The sequence below is a fragment of the Aestuariivirga sp. genome, assembly GCF_041738905.1.
Lineage (GTDB): Bacteria > Pseudomonadota > Alphaproteobacteria > Rhizobiales > Aestuariivirgaceae > Aestuariivirga.
Genome location: NZ_JBGSOZ010000005.1, coordinates 1 through 17,414 on the forward strand (window position 1 = coordinate 1; position 17,414 = coordinate 17,414).

Annotated in this window: 12 protein-coding genes and 1 pseudogene; 8 read left to right on the forward strand and 5 right to left on the reverse strand. The window is 59.5% G+C overall.

All coding sequences use genetic code 11. The features are described from left to right. Positions 1-915 precede the first annotated feature (915 nt). Positions 916-1,572, forward strand: coding sequence for a response regulator (locus ACEW8Q_RS00455; protein WP_373502082.1), 657 nt, complete (start codon positions 916-918; stop codon positions 1,570-1,572). Positions 1,573-1,612: 40 nt separating this feature from the next. Here the strand turns inward: ACEW8Q_RS00455 and ACEW8Q_RS00460 are convergent, their stop codons facing one another. After that, on the reverse strand, positions 1,613-3,031 hold the full coding sequence (locus tag ACEW8Q_RS00460; protein WP_373502083.1) for a sensor histidine kinase: 1,419 nt from the start codon (positions 3,029-3,031) through the stop codon (positions 1,613-1,615). A 190-nt stretch (positions 3,032-3,221) separates the two neighbouring features. On the opposite strand from ACEW8Q_RS00460, the gene ACEW8Q_RS00465 reads away from it, so the two are divergent. Together ACEW8Q_RS00465 and ACEW8Q_RS00470 are read left to right on the forward strand one after the other, a co-directional pair. Next, positions 3,222-3,857 (forward strand): hypothetical protein, encoded by a 636-nt coding sequence (locus ACEW8Q_RS00465; RefSeq protein ID WP_373502084.1) that lies wholly within the window; start codon positions 3,222-3,224, stop codon positions 3,855-3,857. A 45-nt stretch (positions 3,858-3,902) separates the two neighbouring features. Further along, entirely contained in the window at positions 3,903-9,332 is a 5,430-nt protein-coding gene (locus tag ACEW8Q_RS00470) for a peroxidase family protein (protein WP_373502085.1), read from the forward strand. A 237-nt stretch (positions 9,333-9,569) separates the two neighbouring features. Here the strand turns inward: ACEW8Q_RS00470 and ACEW8Q_RS00475 are convergent, their stop codons facing one another. From ACEW8Q_RS00475 to ACEW8Q_RS00485, 3 genes are read right to left on the reverse strand one after another with little or no spacing between them, the layout of a single operon-like run. Further along, positions 9,570-10,358: an inositol monophosphatase family protein gene (locus ACEW8Q_RS00475; RefSeq protein ID WP_373502086.1), complete on the reverse strand. Its 789-nt coding sequence runs from the start codon at positions 10,356-10,358 to the stop codon at positions 9,570-9,572. A gap of 2 nt (positions 10,359-10,360) precedes the next feature. Continuing rightward, complete coding sequence (locus ACEW8Q_RS00480) at positions 10,361-11,611, reverse strand: cysteine desulfurase-like protein (protein ID WP_373502087.1); 1,251 nt, start codon at positions 11,609-11,611, stop codon at positions 10,361-10,363. 48 nt (positions 11,612-11,659) lie between these two features. Further along, positions 11,660-12,511, reverse strand: coding sequence for a helix-turn-helix transcriptional regulator (locus tag ACEW8Q_RS00485; RefSeq protein WP_373502088.1), 852 nt, complete (start codon positions 12,509-12,511; stop codon positions 11,660-11,662). Positions 12,512-12,911: 400 nt separating this feature from the next. On the opposite strand from ACEW8Q_RS00485, the gene ACEW8Q_RS00490 reads away from it, so the two are divergent. From ACEW8Q_RS00490 to ACEW8Q_RS00505, 4 genes are all read left to right on the forward strand, one after another. Then, the gene (locus ACEW8Q_RS00490; protein WP_373502089.1) at positions 12,912-13,727 is read left to right on the forward strand and encodes a transporter substrate-binding domain-containing protein; all 816 of its coding nucleotides are present in this window, start codon (positions 12,912-12,914) and stop codon (positions 13,725-13,727) included. 86 nt (positions 13,728-13,813) lie between these two features. Then, positions 13,814-14,509, forward strand: a complete 696-nt coding sequence (locus ACEW8Q_RS00495; protein ID WP_373502090.1) for an ABC transporter permease — start codon at positions 13,814-13,816, stop codon at positions 14,507-14,509. Next, positions 14,506-15,195: an ABC transporter permease gene (locus tag ACEW8Q_RS00500; RefSeq protein ID WP_373502091.1), complete on the forward strand. Its 690-nt coding sequence runs from the start codon at positions 14,506-14,508 to the stop codon at positions 15,193-15,195. The genes ACEW8Q_RS00495 and ACEW8Q_RS00500 overlap by 4 nt, the downstream gene beginning before the upstream one ends. An 8-nt stretch (positions 15,196-15,203) precedes the next feature. Beyond that, positions 15,204-15,956, forward strand: coding sequence for an amino acid ABC transporter ATP-binding protein (locus ACEW8Q_RS00505; protein WP_373502092.1), 753 nt, complete (start codon positions 15,204-15,206; stop codon positions 15,954-15,956). 97 nt (positions 15,957-16,053) lie between these two features. Here the strand turns inward: ACEW8Q_RS00505 and torT are convergent, their stop codons facing one another. Further along, positions 16,054-17,106, reverse strand: a complete 1,053-nt coding sequence (gene torT / locus ACEW8Q_RS00510) for a TMAO reductase system periplasmic protein TorT (RefSeq protein ID WP_373502093.1) — start codon at positions 17,104-17,106, stop codon at positions 16,054-16,056. Between the two features lie 85 nt (positions 17,107-17,191). On the opposite strand from torT, the pseudogene ACEW8Q_RS00515 reads away from it, so the two are divergent. Continuing rightward, a pseudogene (locus ACEW8Q_RS00515) lies at positions 17,192-17,414 on the forward strand (hypothetical protein); the annotation flags it as partial.

The following is a 17,414-nucleotide window of genomic DNA, read 5'->3' on the forward strand; positions in this document are numbered from 1 at the left end:
TAACGAAGTGCGTCCACACAGCGCCATCGGCAACAAGACGCCGATGTCACTCATGAATTGCTCAGGCTCACATGGCCCGGCCTGAGCAGCAAGGCCTGGTAGCAAGCCAGCGCCGTGGTCCAACGTCGGGGGCAGGCTCAAAAGCCGCCGAGACTCTACCCATGACTGGATCGTAAAAGGGGCTCACATCACCGCCCCAATCGTTACCGTGGCCAAAGGATTCCCCATCGCCTTCTGTTCCACCGTATCCAGGATGTTTCGGCTCGTCTGCCGCATGTAATTCGCGGCATCGCGCTTCAACGCCTCAGGCGTGATGCGGCTGTGCAACTCATCGGCTGCCTGCACAAGTTCCGCGCGTATGGACTCTCTTTGGTGTTCAGTTCGGAAAGCGAACTACCATTGCCAGAATGCTACATAGCCGATTGCTCTGGTTCATGAATGATTGATGCCTGCTTAAATGCCCGCCAGAAAGCATTGTTCCCAAAGCAGCGCCACCTGGATGCGGCGTGTCAGTGATCACACTCGAAGTCCGAAGGACGGTATGACAAGGACGCGGAACAGCTCGTCACGGTCCTGAACGCGAAGGATCAAGGTCTGGTGACGGAGGAGGTCTTGCATTGACATGGCAGCATCACTGTCGCTTGTTTCAACTGCAAGGCCAGAGTCTGCTGCATGGATGTTTCCAATGACCGGCCCGGCAACTCCAAAGAAGGGGAACGACAACCTGAGGAAACGAATGCCAAAAATGACGTTGGAGTTGGTTGTGTCAAAGGATCGGAGCAACAAATCCAAATTTATCCATGATTGTGTTTTGACCCACTTTGAAACTTATTCTACCAAAATTTGCCAGGACTAAGTTGCTTGCGTTACGTAAGCGTTATCCAAGTATCGTGAATGGAATTTGGTGAGGGTGTGATGGCGAGTACCAAAGTATCCGTGGCCTTTGTCGACGATCATCCTGTTTTGCTGCAGGGATTGGTCGCTCTGTTTTCCCAGTACAACAGGTTTCAGATCGTCGCCAGTGGCGATGATGCAGTCGCGGCGCGGGAAATTGTGAGAATCAATCGGCCTGATATCCTGTTTATGGACCTGAGCATGCCCGGAATGGTGTTTTCCACGATTTCGGAAATACATAACACCTGGCCTGAGACAAAAGTCATCATTTACACAGCTTACTCGAGCATTGACTCTGCCCTGCGGGCACTTGACACGGGCGTAAAGGGCTACATGCTCAAAGGCTGTACGATAGACGAGATGTTCGAGGGCATAGACAGCGTTCTTGACGGAGATCTCTACATCACAAAGCAGTTTGCCACAGAGGTGATCAGCAAGTTGAGATTGCGTAGCAGAGCTGAAGGCGATCTTCACAAGCTGCATCTCACGATGCGTGAATTGCAGGTGGCAGGGGAACTCATGAATGCACGGACCAACCGTGAAATTGCTGACAAACTGGCCATCAGCGAGAAGACTGTAAAGCACTACATGACGTCACTCATGCAAAAGCTTGAGGTGCGAAACCGCGTCGAAGCAGTTCTGGCTGTGAAGAAGCGAAACATCAGCCTCAATTCGTAAGTCCGAGAGGAAATTCCGAGAGGAGTTGCGAACAACCCCGCTACAGGGGAACCATCACCTTGACCAGCATGCCGTTGCCGGCATCCGACTGCAGTTCGATGCTGCCGTTCAAGGCGGTTACGCGATGCCGCATGCCGGCCAGTCCAATTGAGGAGTGACCAGACCCGGTCTTGCACCGGCGAACGCCCGGGCCGTTGTCAGCGATCGTGACCTTGACCATGTTGTTTTCGACAGTGGCCGCGACACGCAATTCTGATCCTGGTGCATGGCGGGTTCCGTTGTTCAGAGCTTCTTGTACGACTCTGTAGAGACAGGTCTTCAAGGCGTGCGAGGACTCCCGAGGAAGGTTGTCCGAGACATAACTTACTGATGCTCCCGTCAGATCCTGATGCCGCAACACTGAATTCCGGAGAGCGTCGTCGAGTGACCCATTCTCGATCTCCGGGAGAACGAGGCCAGCGGAGATGTTGCGCAAGTCGGTAAGCACCTCATTTGTAATCTCGCTCAATTTCGCGTGTTCGTCGGCGCTCTGTTCGTTGGCTGATCCAGAGTGGTTCTTTGCCGACAGTCGAAGCGCCAACAATGTCAGCATTTGAACGGGTCCGTCATGGAGTTCGGCTCCGATGCGGGCCAGCAGATGCTCGTTGGCTTCACTTGCATCGAGCCGGGCTTGATCCGCTACCTCGCGCAACGTGATGTTTTGATGAGCCAGCCGCGATGCGGCGGCGAATTTTCTTCTCAATTCTACCCGCTGGGTATCGATCATTCTGCTCCCTTGATGAACGATGAAATAGAGCGCCGACACAATGACGAGGCCCAGCGCAGCCACAAAACTCCACGTTGCTGCTCTTGAGCGATCGAGTTCATCCTCAAGCCATCCCGCCGGTTCATAAAATTCGCCAACGGCAACAATCCGGTCGCGTGAAAGATCGTGGAGCGGGGCGTAGATCTCAATCAGGGGTTCACCTCCGGCAAAGGGCCGGGGCTCGACGCTTTGATGCTCTTCAAACTCGGCCACCGTTTCACCTCGTGCGGCGCGGAACACCTCTGGAACGCTATAGGACTGACCGGCACTTTGATGGTTGCTGCTGTAAAGCAACCTGCCATCGAGTCCCCAGATCTTGACCTCCACAATACGGTTGCCAAGCACGGTGTCTCCAAACATCCGGTCCAGTCCTTGGACCTCAGTCGCCGATAGCTCTCCAGTGGCAGCGAGGCTTTGCACATAGGGTTCCAGAAAGCTGTCGATGTAGACAGCGCCGCCGAGCGCCGAGCTGTGGAGTACGCTGTCCCTGATCCTCTCGTTTACCCACCAGCCCAGTACAACCATTGCGCTAGCCGTGACAATGGAAGCCGCAATCAGAAAGCGGACTGACAAGCTGATCCGATGCCAGTCAATGGCGTTCTTCAGTTGGGCGGCACGCGGATTGGACCAAGGTCGCATCAGCTGTGGCACCATAGTCGCACCTCCATGAGAGGCTTAGGTCGACAACTGCGTGAGACCAATCGACCTAACGCCAGGTCTGCAACTCGTTCACGATCAATCAGCAGTTTAGCGCAATTCCAACTTGAAGAACAAGCGGCTGATGCTTGTCAACTGCGGACCTGCGCTGACGGGTGATGTGAGCTGAGGAGTTTTCGGATCGAAAATGAACCAGCTCCGGCATCGGCGCAGAACGGCTGAACAGAAAGAGAGCAAAGAAATGGTCACTTACATTCGTTCAGATCTGGAATTCATTCTTGAGCAGATCAAGATCTCCGAAGCTCACGCTGGCGGGCAGCCGCTGTATGGTCCGGGTGGACTTATCCCGGCATACAACATCAGTGCGGGACTGCGCACCGTCGATGGCAGCTTCAACCATTTATTGCCCGGGCAGGAGCACTGGGGCGCAGCAGATCAGGAGTTCCCGACGCTGCTGGACCCCCACTACCGCGATGCAGAAGACTTTGATCCGGACGGTCCAGGTGGACTGCCTTCGCAGCCCACAAGCTACACACCGTCGGATAATCCGGACTCGATCGTTGTCGATTCGAGTGTCCGGACGATCTCGATGTTGATTGTCGACCAGACAATGACCAACCCGGCCGCGGTTGAGGCGTTTATCGGGTCCGGTCTTGGCGTCATGGTGGGCGATGTCCTCCACCATGTTGACGACAATGGCGACCCAGGCGCCGCCGTTCAACCCGGTGAAACTCTGTCCATACCCAATGTCGCGCCAGATGAGGGCTTGTCTGCGTCATTCAACTCCTGGTTCACTCTCTTCGGCCAGTTCTTTGACCATTGACTTGACCTCGTCAACAAGGGGGGCAGCGGAACGGTATTCATTCCGTTGAAGCCAGACGATCCGCTCTATGACCCTGAGAGCGATACGAACTTCATGGTCCTCACCCGGGCAACAGTGTCGGCGGGCGAAGATGGGGTAATGGGAACGGCAGACGATGTCGGTCCGGTCAACACGACAACACCGTTTGTCGACCAGAATCAGACCTATACGTCGCATTCTTCGCATCAGGTCTTCCTTCGCCAATACGCCCTCGATGACAGCGGGCAGCCTGTCGCGACAGGAAAGCTGATCCAGGGTCAGGGCGGCGGCATGGCAACATGGGCCGATGTAAAGGCGCAAGCCCGCGACTTGCTCGGCATCGACCTGACCGACGCGGATGTTGGCAGCGTGCCCTTGCTGGCCGCAGATGAGTACGGCAACTTCATTCCAGGCGAGAATGGCCTGCCTCAAGTCGTTTTTCCGGGGATCAACCCCGGCGATCCGCCAATTCTCGTTGAGGGCAATCTCGGCAGTCCGATCAGCACCGAAGGAGCCGTCAGGACGGGGCATGCATTCCTCGCCGACATTGCTCACACGGCGGTGCCGCTCAACAAGCTGGCTGATGGCGACATCGAGATCGGGCTCCTGAACTTCGAAGGCGATCCGGAGGATCCGAATTTCGTTTATGACAACGAGCTCCTTGATGCCCACTTCATTGCAGGCGACGGCCGCGCAAATGAGAATATCGGTTTGACCGCTGTTCATCACGTCTTCCACTCCGAACACAACCGGTTGGTGGAACACACCAAGGACGTGGTTCTTCAGACAGGTGATATCGACTTCATCAACGAGTGGCTTTCGGCACCAATTGTGGAACTGCCAAATACACCAGAGGAAGTATCCGCACTGAGCTGGGACGGCGAGCGCCTGTTCCAGGCTGCGAAGTTCGGAACCGAAATGCAGTACCAGCATCTCGTTTTCGAGGAGTTCGCACGCAAGGTTTCTCCGTCAATCAACGCTTTCCTGGTGCCGGACGGCTTCGATACAACTCTTGATCCGTCGATCGTCGGTGAGTTCGCTCATGTCGTCTACCGCTTTGGGCACTCCATGCTGACGGAGTCGATCGACAGGTTCGATACAGAATTCCAGTCCGACCACATATCCCTCATCGATGGCTTTCTCAATCCGATCGCCTTCAACAGCGACGGAACCGTCTCTGATGATGTAGCAGCGGGTGCGATCGTTCGAGGCATGACGCGCCAGATCGGCAATGAAATCGACGAGTTTGTAACCGGTGCGCTGCAGAACAATCTTCTCGGCTTGCCGCTCGATCTGGCAACCATCAACCTCGCGCGCGGCCGCGATACGGGTGTTCCTTCACTGAACGCTGCTAGGCGCGAATTCTACCAGATGACGAATAATGCGGACGAACTCAAGCCATATGAAAGCTGGGTGGAGTTTGCCAGCAACATCAAGAATCCGTCGTCCATCATCAACTTCATCGCTGCTTACGGCACGCATGACCTCATCGCGAGCCAGACGACGCTGGAGGGCAAGCGCGCGGCTGCCATTGCGATCGTGATGGGGGTTGAGCAGACAGTGGTTGGCGATCCCAATGACCTCAATGATGACGTCGTCATCGAGGTGCCGGTGGACGCCGAAGACTTTCTCAACAGCACCGGGGAGTGGGCCAGCGGCGAGGGCGGTGTGACCACCACAGGTCTCGACAATGTCGATCTGTGGATTGGTGGTCTGGCGGAGCGGATCATGCCCTTCGGCGGCATGCTGGGCTCTACGTTTGCCTTTGTTTTTGAAGTTCAGATGGAGAACCTGCAGAGTGGCGACCGCTTCTACTACCTGCAACGGCTTGATGGGCTCCACCTGTTCGGCGAAATGGAGAACAACTCCTTTGCATCAATGATCATGCGGAACACCAACGCGACGCACTTGCCGTCCGATGTGTTCTCGGCGCCCGGCCTTATTCTCGAGGTCGACCAAGAGAGACAGTTCACGGGTCTGGGCGTTGATGGCAAGGCTGATCCTGATGGGGGTACAATTCTCGTTCCTGAGGTCATCCGCGACCACGCGGCCACTCCGGGGGCAGACACGAACTATCTCCGCTACACGGGAGGCGAGCATGTCGTTCTGGGTGGTACCGACCCCGGCAATGCCTTCAATCCTTCGGGTGATGACATTATTATCGCGGGCATCGGCGACGACACGCTCTATGGCGATGCAGGCAATGACAGGCTGAGAGGAGGGTTGGGTAACGACATCATCAATGGTGGCGATGGCGACGACATCATTCGTGACTCAGGTGGAGACGACAACATCAAGGCTGGCACTGGTAACGACGTCGTCCACGCTGGTCCTGGTCTCGACCTGGTTCTTGCTGGAGCCGGCAGCGACTTTGTCGTTCTTGGAACCGATGAAGGCTCGGAAGTCTTTGGCGGTGAAGGTAACGACTTCATCCTGGGCAACAAGAATGCCGAGCGCATTCTCGGGAACGAGGGAGACGACTGGCTGGAAACCGGCACGTTCGATGGCGCACCCGGAGACAATTTCGACGAGATCTTCGCGCGTGACGGCATAAATGGACACGATGTGTTCCTGGGTGATGGCGGCTTCGATGAGTTCATCGGTGAAGGCGGCGACGACATCATGGTGGGTAGCCTTGGCACAGGCAAGCTCGTGGGAATGTCCGGGTTCGACTGGGCCACCTACAAGGACATGGACGAGGGCTACAACGCGGACCTTCTGCGCCTGGCATTCGACGAAAATCCAATTCCTCCTGTAAATGCCGGATTGGAGACCTACGAAGCCATCGAGGGTCTGTCGGGGTCCGCCCACGATGACATTCTTTCTGGTGACGACGTGGATTCGACCACGATCGGACTCGAAGGCTTCCTTGGAAGCGTACTGACCAGCGAAGGGATCACGCTGATCGATGGGCTGCAGGAGCTGCTGGGCGCCGGAGTGACGTCGTTCGATAGCGGAAACATCATTCTTGGCGGCGATGGTGATGACGTCATCGAGGGCCGTGGCGGCGATGACCTGCTTGATGGTGACAAGTGGCTGAACGTTCGCATCAGCGTTCGTGATCCTCTCGACTCAAGCATTGAGATTGGCTCGCACGACAGCATGAGGACTCTTATGTCCTCGATGTTCGATGGGTCCGTCAATCCTGGTCAACTGCAGATCGTCCGCGAAGTCCTGCAGGCCAATGCGGGGGGAGACATCGATACGGCTGTCTTCTCCGGCAACTTCGATGAGTACACCATCGGGACGGATGGACTTGGCCGGTTGACCGTCGCCCACACGGGTGGCACGCAGGTCGATGGCACGGATACACTGACAGGGTTTGAGAGGCTGCAGTTCGCCGACCAGATCGTGGTCTTGCCCGGCAATGCAACGGGCGCACCCGACATCAGCGACATGACGCCAACTGAAGGTCAGATTCTCACGGCGTCGATCGGAACGGTCAGTGATGGAGACGGAACGACGACCTCCGTTTTCAGTTATGCCTGGGAGGTGTTCGACAATGGTGTCTGGACATCCATTCCCGGAGCAACCGAAGCAACCTTCACGCCCACGGACGACCAGGTCAACATGCAACTGCGGGTGGTTGTGTCGTTCACCGATGACCAGGGAAATGCCGAGTCGCTGTCATCTGCTCCGTCGTCCGTCGTCGGCGACCTCTTCACCGGCACGCCCGGAGCCGATATATTTGACGGCACCGATGGTGACGACGTGGCCGATGGCCTGGGCGGTGACGACACGCTGAACGGCAATGCTGGCAACGACGTCCTCGCGGGCAGCGGCGGCGCCGACACCCTCGATGGCGGCGACGGTGTCGATACGGCGAGCTATGCCGGGTCGGCTGCGGGTGTGAAGGTCGATCTGCTCAACGGCACCGCCATCGGCGGCGATGCCGCTGGCGACACCTTCATCAGCATCGAGAACGTCACGGGAAGCGCCTCGAACGACACGCTCTTCGGCAACGCTCTCGGCAACGTGCTGAGCGGCGGCAATGGCCATGACGTTCTGGCGGGCCGCGGCGGCAACGACACGCTCGACGGCGGCGCTGGTGACGACACGGTCAACGGCGGCAACGGTGCCGACACGCTGATCGGCGGCGATGGCATCGACACGCTGACAACGGTCACCAACGGTGCGGCGCAGAAGATCGACCTCCTCGCCAACACCATCACCGGCGGCGATTCGACCGGCGACACGATCTCGGGCTTCGAGAACGTGACGACCGGCAGCGGCAACGACCTTCTGCTCGGCAGCAACGACGCCAATGTCATCGTCGCCGGCGGCGGCAACGACACGCTTGTGGGCCGTGGCGGCAACGACACGCTCGACGGCGGCGAGGGCAACGACACCGTCAACGGCGGCAATGGCACCGATGTTCTCATCGGCGGCAATGGCAACGACACGCTCGACACCACCTCGACCGGTGCGGCTCAGGCTGTCGATCTCGAAGCGCAGACCATTACGGGCGGCGACTCGACCGGCGACACCATCTCGGGCTTCGAGAACGTGCGGACGGGAAGCGGCGCCGACTTGCTGTCGGGGAATGCGGTTGCCAATGTGCTCGATGGCGGTGCGGGCAACGACACGCTGAACGGCAAGGACGGCGCCGATACGCTGACCGGCGGCGACGGCCAGGACAGCTACGCTTTCGACACCGCGCTGGGTGCCGGCAACATCGACGTGATCACCAGCTTCGTCGTGGCCGACGACACGATCGTGCTCGACGATGCCATCTTCACGGCGCTGCCCCCCGGCGCCCTGGCGGCAGGGGCGTTCACAACCGGTGCAGCCGCAGCCGATGCCGACGACCGCATCATCTGGAACGACGTCACCAACCAGTTGTTCTACGATGAAGATGGTCTGGGCGGTGTTGCGGCCATCCAGTTCGCCACGATCGGCAGCGTCAGCGGCACTCTCTCGGCGGCGGACTTCAGCGTGATGTCGTTTGGCGCGAGCGAGAGTGCCTGGCTTGACGCGGCTGTTGGCACCGATCTGGTGGGTGACGAGTCCGGCAACACACTCCAGGGTTTTGCCGGCGGCGACACGATTCGGGGCCTGGGCGGCAACGACACCCTGCTCGGCGGAACCGGCTCCGACGTGCTGGCTGGCGGCGCTGGTGCCGACAGGCTGACGGGCGGTGCCGGCAGCGATGTGTTCGAATACAACGCGATTGCCGACAGTATCGGCGGCGGCGGCCGCGATGCGATCGCCGACTTCGAGACCGGTATCGACCTGATCGGCCTCTCTGGCATCGACGCCAACACGATGGTTGATGGCGATCAGGCCTTCACCTTCATCGGCAGCGCGGGCTTCAGCAGAACTGCAGGTGAGCTTCGCGTCGCAACGGTCGGAACGGGCTGCGTGGTCCGTGGCGACGTGAATGGCGATGCCGTCGTGGACTTCTCTGTTTTCGTATCCGGGCACGCCAGTCTCTCTTTGGCCGACTTCATCCTCTGACGTCAGGCACAAGCGATTTGCACGAAACACACCGGGGGCCGAAAGGCCCCCGGTTTTCGTTCAGTCTTGCAACAAGCGCAAACCGGCCTCGCCAAACCGGGGCGCGTGCAGGCATGTTCGAGTCAAAGTCTGCCGTCCGTCGCTCGTCAGGGACTACAAGGGCAAGCATCTTGGGATTACTCGCAGTTTCCTGAAGTGGGGCAGGGACTTCGTGCGAGGCCGCAACCGAATGAGGACTCACACTTGGCGCGTGCCAAGTATCTCAAGGGCCATCTTGCGGCAGTTGTCATCACCTGCCGCGATGATCTGGCCGGACCAGCCCAGGGCGATGCTGTTGCCGTGCCAGTCGGAGGCAGATCCGCCTGCGCCCTCGATGATCGCGATCGAGGCAATCACATCGAATGCGTCGAGGCCGGAGTCGATGGCGAGGTCGGTGCGGCCCGAGGCCAGCACGCCGTAAGCGTAGCAGGAACCGCCATATTGCACATATTGGAGCCGCCGGCGCAACCTTGTGAAACGCTCGAACTCGTCCGCATTCATGAAGTCGGGGTTGGAGCATGTTCCAAGAGCCGTCTTCAGCTCACGGCACGATCTTGTGCGAATTGGTGAGCCGTTGCGTTCGGCCATGAGGCCCGCAACACCCCCCCAGCGGTCATTGGTGATGGGATGGTCGATGATCCCGACATAGGGCCGCCCCTCGCGGGCGAGCCCGATCAATGTGCCATAGACTGGAATGCCGGCGACAAAGGCCGCGGTGCCGTCAATCGGGTCGAGCACCCACACGAACTCGGCGTCGATGTTCTCGTTGCCGAACTCTTCGCCGAAAATCCCATGGCTGGGATAGGTCTTCTGGATCAATTCGCGCAGGCGCAACTCGATCGCCTTGTCGGTGTTGGTCACGAAGGACGCATCGGCCTTCAGGCCGACTTCGGGCGGCAGCATCGCCGCGGCGCGCAGCATCTCGCCGGAGGCATCGGCGAGGCGGTGGGCGAAGTTCAGCAGTTCCGTGTGTGTGGCTTTGTTCATGGTCATGATCTTTCGGAGAGAGCGGAAAGCGAGGCTGCAATGCGGTCGACCTCGGACTCGGTATTGTAGTGCGCCAGCCCGATCCGCACCACGCCCTCATCGAGAGGCAGGCCCAGTTGGCGCGACGGTTCATAGGCGTAGTTGTGCCCATGCCAGACGAAGATGCCCTGATCACCCAACCCGCGCGCCAGGTCTTCGGGCTTGTGGCCGTCGATGCGGACCGACACGGTGGGCACGCGTTCATGCATGCGGTTGGGGTTGGTGATGCCGAACACCTTCAATCCGCGGATCTGCGACAACCCCTCGATCAGGCGGCGGGCAAGCGGCTCCTCGTGGGCCCGTGAAGCCGCATAGGCGGCGGCGATCTGTGCCCTCTTGCTGTCCGGCGTGCCAAGTTCTTTTCCGAGATCGGCAAGATAGTCGATTGTTGCGCTCAGTCCGGCAAGGAGCTCCACTTGCGGTGTGCCAGCCTCAAACCGATCGGGAAGATCGTCCGAGACACAGCGGCCCTTGTAGGCATGGAGTCCGGAGAGTACATCTTCCCGCCCCCACAGAAGCCCGAGGTGAGGGCCAAAGAACTTGTAGGCCGAACAGGCGAGGAAATCGCAACCGAGTGCCTGAACATCGACGAGGTGATGCGGCGCCAATTGCACGGCATCGACGAAGACCAATGCGCGCGCGTCCTTCGCCACGGCTGTCAGCGCCGCGATATCGTTCACGGAACCCGTCATGTTGCTGGCGTAGTTGAGGCACACGAGCCGTGTGCGATCAGACAACTGTGCCGCCAGCGCCTCGGGCTCCACCTTCCAGGTCTCCATATCGAAAGGCACCCAGCGGATGGTCAAGCCCTTGTCATTCGCCATTTCCAGCCATGGCCCGACATTGCCTTCATGCTCCATGCGTGTGATGACAATCTCGTCTCCCGGCTGGAAATCGCGGCATATGCTGCGCGACAGATGGAAGGTGAGCGATGTCATGCTCTGGCCGATGATCACCTCTCTTTCAGACCTGGCGCCAAGAAACATCGCGGCTTGCTCGTGGGCTCTCGCGGTGATTTCTCCCGCGGCGATGCTGGTCGCGAAGTGACCGCCAAGATTGGCGCAGCTCTCCAGCATTGCGTCATGGACCGCGCGGGCGACGGAGGCAGGCACCTGTGTTCCGGCCGGGTTGTCGGCATAGATGCGGGAAACCCTGTTATCGACAATCGACAGGGACGGAAACAGCGTGCGCACGCGATCGATGGGAAAGGTCATGGTCAGTCCTGCACCAAGCACCCCGAGGGGCATTGTGCCAAGCCTGCTTCAACGTTTCCCCGCCGGCCATCCTCCCAAGGGATGAGATTCCTCGCCTTGGTGCGCCCGTGCCGCGGCCAGCGGCAGGGACTTGAGGAAATGCGAGAACAGTTCCTGCTGGGTGGCCACGTTGAGCTTGCCATAGATGTTCTGGCGATGAGATTTCACCGTCGCCCGCGAGATGTCGAGATGAAGCGAGATCGACTCGCCCGAGTGCCCGCGAAGGATCAGTTGCGCCACCTCTCGTTCCCGCTGCGTCAGCGTATCGCGCCCGAAATCGCGCAACAGATCGTCGAGTGACAGTGAGTTGCCGGACTGCGAAAGCCGGACGCGCGCCTGCGCCCAGTAGACATTGAACAGCGCCGCGATGACGGGCGCGATCAAGCGCATCCGGTTGATCGATCCGTCGTCATAACCTTCGCTGGCATGGCGCGAGAGGCTGATTTCCAGCATTTCCCCATTCGGCAGCCCCACGGCCACGATGAGTTCGGCAAGCCCCGCTGGCCAGCCGGGCGTGCGGTAGCCAAGTTCCTCGTCGCTGTGCATGCCGATCTCGAGACTGTCGAAGACCTCAGAGGAAAAGTAGGCGTCCGGCGCCAGTTCTGTGATCCTGTAGATGCCCGGCTTCAGCCCGGCGAGAAACGCGTTATAGACCGGGTTAAGCACATAGGTCGCCTCCGTATACCGTCTGACTGCGCTATGCGCGGCCTCGGTGTCGAAGGTGTGGTGCACGCAATAGGGCCGTGCGACCGACCGATACACCATCATAAGAGCGAATCTGAACGGCGACACAGAGCGGATCGCCTCCAGAAGGAGATCGGGAAACCCGTCATCGCCAAGATTGAGCGCTGCCGTGGCCATCCTGTGGTTCCATGCCCTGAAACAGGCACTTGGTATATTCTCGTCTCCAGCTTGGCCCATTCGTCTTGTCGCAGCCTGCTTCACGTCCTCTGCAGCGCATCATGCCGGCAGTTGGGGATTGGAGCTTGTTCGTTGTTGTGCAGTGCGTCAACCGCCTTGGCATTTCTCCCGCATCAGGTTGGGCAGGGCGGAAATCCATCCCCCTCGGGGAGGATGGGCGGGAGGGCAGTTCAATGGGACATTTGTCACCAGGGCCAGCGCCGCAGGCAGAAACAGGTCGAAAATCCGGTACGGAGAAGAACGGCGAAGCCCCGACACAGAGATGATATGTTGCAGGGACAAAGAGACTCGCGGACTGCCGAGACCCAAAAGGCACTTCAAACATCGACAGGAGGAAACTATGATGAACAAGCTGAAATCACTCGCACTTGGACTGGCGGCACTGGTGGCGCTGGGGGCTTCACCCGCAGCGGCTGAAACCCTGCGCGTTGGCATGGAATGCACCTATGCCCCCTTCAACTACCGCACCGCCGATGGCGAACTGGCAGGCTATGACGTCGATGTCGCCAAGGGCGTGGCCGAGATCATCGGAGCGAACCTCGAATTCGTCTGCCAGGAATGGGACGGCATGATCCCCGCGCTGCTGGCCAACAAGTTCGACCTCATCGTCGCTTCGATGTCGATTACCGAGAAGCGCATGGAGCAGATCGACTTCTCCACCCCTTATCGCGTTTCCATTGGCCGCCTCGTCGGCCCGGTGGGCAAGGGATGGAAGCTGTTTGATGACGCCGGCAAGCCGATCGCCGCGAACTTCAAGGGCCTGAAGGTGGGCGTGGAGCGCGCCTCGACCTATGCCAGCTGGTTTGAAGCCGTGCTTCCGGACGCGGAAGTCGTATTCTACGATGGCAATGATCCGATGTACCTCGATCTCAAGAACGGCCGCGTCGACATGATCATGACCAATCCGATGAAGGCTCACCTGAGTTTCTTGAGCGGTGAGGGCGAGGGCGTGGGCAAGTATGAGTTCGTCAGCCCTGCGATCACCGAGGACAAGTTCTTTGGGCCGGGCGTCGGCATTGGCCTGCGCAAGGGCCAGGACGAGCTGAAGGCCAAGCTGGATGAAGCTGTCAAGAAGCTGATCAGGGACGGCAAGCTTGAAGAATACGCACTGAAGATCTTCCCGTTCCCGATCCACAACGAAGCCTGGGCGCAGTAGCCATTCGATTGCAGGCCGCGCTGGCTGAAAGGCGAGCGCGGCCTGTCTGTTCTGTTTCGAGAATTTGAGGACGGAAGAGAGACCAGGTGGAAGCAGTTGCAGGATGGTGGGACGACTACTTCTGGGGCGCCGTCGTGGTGTTCAAGGTCTTTGTCGCCTCCCTGTCTTTGATGGTCGTCTTCGGGCTGATCGGCGCCGCTGCGAAACTGTCGGGCAGCAGGCTGGCACAGCGTGTGGCCGGCGCCTACACGGTGGTGTTTCGGGGAACGCCTGAAATTCTTGTCATCCTGCTCTTGTACTATGGTTCTGCGGTCACGCTCACCGCCATCGCACAGCTTTTCAATCCGGACATCAGGTTCCTCGACATTCCGCCCTTCTGGGCCGGAACGATAGCAATTTCACTGGTGGTGGGATCTTACGCGACCGAGACGTTCCGGGGCGCATTCCTCGGTGTAAGCCCTGGCAGCATCGAAGCCGCACGCGCGCTCGGCATGTCGAACCTCCAGACCTTCTTCTACGTGCGCATACCCGAGATGTGGCGCCTTGCCCTGCCACCCTTCGGCAATCACGCGCTTTCGCTGGTCAAGGACACGGCACTGATCTCCATCATCGGCCTCAACGAAACGCTCTTCGTGGCCAAGCAGGCGACAGCCACAACGGGCAAACCCTTCACCATGTTCATCGTCGTGGGTGCCATATACCTCGCGTTTTCAACGCTGATTACATTGAGCATCATGGGACTGGAGAAATACGCCAACCGCCACCTGGAACAGGCCCGATGATCCTCGATCCGTGGCTTGTCATCGATGCCGTTCCACGGATGCTTGCCGGAATCGGACTGACACTCCAGTTGCTGCTGCTTTCAGCCGCGATCGGCCTGGTCTTCGCGGTCGGCTTGCTGCTCATGCGGCTCAGCGGGAGGTGGTGGCTGTCGTGGCCCGCGCAGGTCTATATCTATGTCTTCCGCGGCACGCCGATCCTGGTGCAGATCTTCATCATCTACTACGGTCTGCCGCAATTCGAATGGATACGTGAAAGCTTCATGTGGCCGATCCTGCGTGAGCCCTTCGGCTGCGCCGTACTCGCGCTGTCGCTCAATACCGGCGCCTACGTGTCTGAAATCCTGCGCGGTGGCGTGCTCGGCGTGAACAAGGGATTGCTCGAGGCGGGTGCTGCCCTGGGGCTCTCGGTGCCGCAACGCTTTGTCTACATCACCTCACCAATTGCGGTGCGCCTTGCGCTGCCGGCCTATGGCAATGACGTGATCAGCCTGATGAAGGCAACAGCCCTTGCCAGCACCATCACTCTTGCAGACATGACAGGCATCGCACGCACCATCGTGGCTGAAACCTTCGCGCCCTACGAGGTCTTCATCTCGCTGGCGATCGTCTACATGACCCTGACATGGGGTCTCCAGAAAAGCTTTGCACGGCTTGAGCGATATCTCGGCCGTTACATGATCAAGTGAGAGCCGCCATGACGACGACATCCGAAGCCCCGGTCATCCAGTTGCGCGGCGTGAACAAGTTCTTCGGCACTTTCCAGGCCTTGAAGAACATCGATCTCGACGTGTGCAAGGGCGAGCGTATTGTCGTGTGCGGGCCATCCGGATCGGGCAAGTCGACCCTCATCCGTTGCATCAACCGGCTGGAGGAGCATTCGAGTGGCCAGATCATCGTCGATGGCAAGGAGTTGACGGACAAGGTTGACGACATCGACGCGGTGCGCCGCGAAGTGGGCATGGTGTTCCAGTCCTTCAACCTGTTTCCGCACATGACGATCCTGAAGAATCTTACGCTCGCCCAGAGGCTGGTGCGGAAGACTCCGAAGGGAGAGGCGGAAAGGACCGCGATGGTCTATCTGGAGCGGGTCAAGATTCCCGAGCAGGCGCACAAGTATCCGATCCAGTTGTCCGGTGGCCAGCAGCAGCGCGTCGCCATCGCCCGGGCCCTCTGCATGAAACCGAAGATCATGCTGTTCGACGAGCCGACCTCGGCACTCGATCCGGAGATGATCAACGAGGTGCTGGACGTGATGACCGATCTGGCCCGCGACGGCATGACGATGATCTGCGTGACGCATGAAATGGGCTTTGCGCGGTCCGTCGCTGATCGTGTCATTTTCATGGATCACGGCGAAATCATCGAGGAGGCAGCCCCCGGCACATTCTTCACCGCCCCGAAAAACGAGCGCACGAAACTTTTCCTGAGCCAGATTTTGCGTCACTGAACCTGCGCAGCTTCATCGATTGTACCGCGATGCCCACTCGCACCTGCCGCAAAGTGAGGTTGTCGTGCTGAAGGATAGCCTGCGCCCCACCGAATACTCACTTCACCTCGAAGATCGGCTTGAACCATGCCGGTGCGAGGCTTTCCTCGATGGTCAGAGAATCGAGCTCGACTCGGTCAACCACGCGGATGGCGGGGCCGGCGTGATGGATCGTCAACGATCCTTCAAGTGCGCGCGCCGCCTGGTCGACGGCAAGGCGGCCCTGCATGACAGGTGAATCCGTTGGAGCCGCCAGAACCTTGCCGCGCTTGATGGCGCGATAGGTACCGTGGGTGAAGTAGTCGGCCAGCACGCCGATCCGGCCCGTGAGGTTCTTGGCCCGGAGCAGGCTCACCGCGGCATCTGCCGTCACCGCGCTACCGATGATGTAGTCGATGCCGGGATGCTCCTCCAACGCCTCTTCGAGAAGCAGCAACTGTGCCTCGAAACCGGTGTCGCCCCATTTGACGGTCACGATGTCCGCGGAGGATTTGGCAATCGCTTCACGAAAACCCTGTTCGACGAATTCCACCCAGCCCGCGCCCTTGGGGCCGGGAAACCACGAAACCTCCACCTTGGGGCTTCCCTTTGGATGAAGCCCTGCGAAATACGCGCCGACGGCGGCCCCCATGCTCACCCAGGACACACCGGACTTGGCCGTGATGCCGGTGCTGTTGATGTCGTTGACGGCGGCGATGACCGGCATGCGTTTTGAAATTGTCGTCATGAGCGGCGTCAGGCCTTCATAGGACACCGCCCCGACGATCAGGGCGTCGGCATTGCGTACGCAGGCCTCGATCTGCAGTTTCTGGCGTTCGAGATTGGGATATCCTCCAGCCTCGACGACCTCAAGCCTCACACCCAGCCGCCGTGCGTGTTCCACCATGCCATAGTTGACCGAGAGCCAGTAGGAATCCTTGAGATGGGGATAGGAGGCGCAGATCTTCCACGGGCGTTGCGCCTTCGCGAGCGGCTCGTACGAGATCCGATGCGCGGTGCCGCCATAATCGAAGACGGGGTCCCAGCTGTCGAGTTGCCAGCGCTCCCCCGCGAGAGCGGCACTGCCCCACAGGACCATGGCGACAGCCGAAGCGATCCATCTCGTGTTCATCAGTGCGCTACCGCCGCGAAGACTGTATCATCAAAGCCAGCCGGGATATGCACCGGCAGCAAGGAAAAGGGTGGGCGATCCTCGCATGTTCGCGCGGCTTGGCATAGGGGCACGGCTCTTCATCGCCTTCATCGGGATCACGGCGCTGTCGCTCTCCTCGGGCGTGGCCGGCTGGTGGATCCTGCGCGATGTGTCGGCAGCGCAGTCCCGCATGACGGTGGAAGCGCTGCCCGCCGTTGCCGCCGCCCAGCGCATCGTCGATGTGAGTGCCCGCATTCTCGCGGCCGGCCAGAGCCTCGCGGCATCGC

Bases quoted from the DNA above. Each gene is read 5' to 3' on its own strand.
- ACEW8Q_RS00505 (WP_373502092.1), top strand. From the start codon at position 15,204: ATGACGACGACATCCGAAGCCCCGGTCATCCAGTTGCGCGGCGTGAAC.
- ACEW8Q_RS00460 (WP_373502083.1), bottom strand. From the start codon at position 3,031: ATGGTGCCACAGCTGATGCGACCTTGGTCCAATCCGCGTGCCGCCCAA.
- ACEW8Q_RS00455 (WP_373502082.1), top strand. From the start codon at position 916: ATGGCGAGTACCAAAGTATCCGTGGCCTTTGTCGACGATCATCCTGTT.
- ACEW8Q_RS00480 (WP_373502087.1), bottom strand. From the start codon at position 11,611: ATGACCTTTCCCATCGATCGCGTGCGCACGCTGTTTCCGTCCCTGTCG.
- torT (WP_373502093.1), bottom strand. From the start codon at position 17,106: ATGAACACGAGATGGATCGCTTCGGCTGTCGCCATGGTCCTGTGGGGC.
- ACEW8Q_RS00500 (WP_373502091.1), top strand. From the start codon at position 14,506: ATGATCCTCGATCCGTGGCTTGTCATCGATGCCGTTCCACGGATGCTT.
- ACEW8Q_RS00490 (WP_373502089.1), top strand. From the start codon at position 12,912: ATGATGAACAAGCTGAAATCACTCGCACTTGGACTGGCGGCACTGGTG.
- ACEW8Q_RS00485 (WP_373502088.1), bottom strand. From the start codon at position 12,511: ATGGCCACGGCAGCGCTCAATCTTGGCGATGACGGGTTTCCCGATCTC.
- ACEW8Q_RS00465 (WP_373502084.1), top strand. From the start codon at position 3,222: ATGAACCAGCTCCGGCATCGGCGCAGAACGGCTGAACAGAAAGAGAGC.
- ACEW8Q_RS00475 (WP_373502086.1), bottom strand. From the start codon at position 10,358: ATGAACAAAGCCACACACACGGAACTGCTGAACTTCGCCCACCGCCTC.